Consider the following 595-nt stretch of genomic DNA (forward strand, 5'->3'; position numbering starts at 1 on the left):
CCATCATATCGTTGAGAACCAATTGAATATCCTTGCGCCGCTTATCCAGCCGGAAGACGTGGCCGATGCGAAAGTACGCCTTTGGGTGGCGCAAGATGCAAGGGAAAGCATGCGGCAGAAATTGCGTGAGCAGGGTTGGAGCGGCGAAGATTATGTGTTGTTGCACCCGGGTGCGCGTTGGCATTTCAAATGTTGGGAAGACGGCAAGAATGCCGCCATCGTACAGCTTCTGCTCAACAGCGGGCAGAATGTCGTGTTGACTGCTTCTCCCGACACTGTCGAACAATACATGCTTCAGGAAATTATAGGCCGTCTGAATATTCCGGAAGGCAGAAAAGTATATGTGTTGTCCGGATGCTTGAGCCTGCGTGAATTGGCGGCGGCCATTGAGGGAGCCAAACTGTTTGTCGGTGTCGATTCTGCACCGATGCACATCGCTGCTGCTTTGGATAAACCGCAAATTGCTTTGTTTGGCGCGTCATGGGTGGATAAATGGCGTCCGTATTCCGAGCAGGCCGAAGTCATTTATGCCGGCGATTATGCCGAATTACCGCATCCTGACAGTATCGACACTAACGATCCGACACGTCTGTTG

The 595-nt window shown here is 52.1% G+C and carries 1 protein-coding gene; it reads left to right on the top strand.

The window, feature by feature from the left end; translation table 11 throughout:
* Nucleotides 1-595 (top strand): putative lipopolysaccharide heptosyltransferase III (gene rfaQ, locus ACTHUR_RS16010; RefSeq protein ID WP_440399660.1); only part of this gene is annotated, 595 nt, incomplete at both ends.

This window comes from Neisseria sp. P0021.S007, from assembly GCF_051956855.1.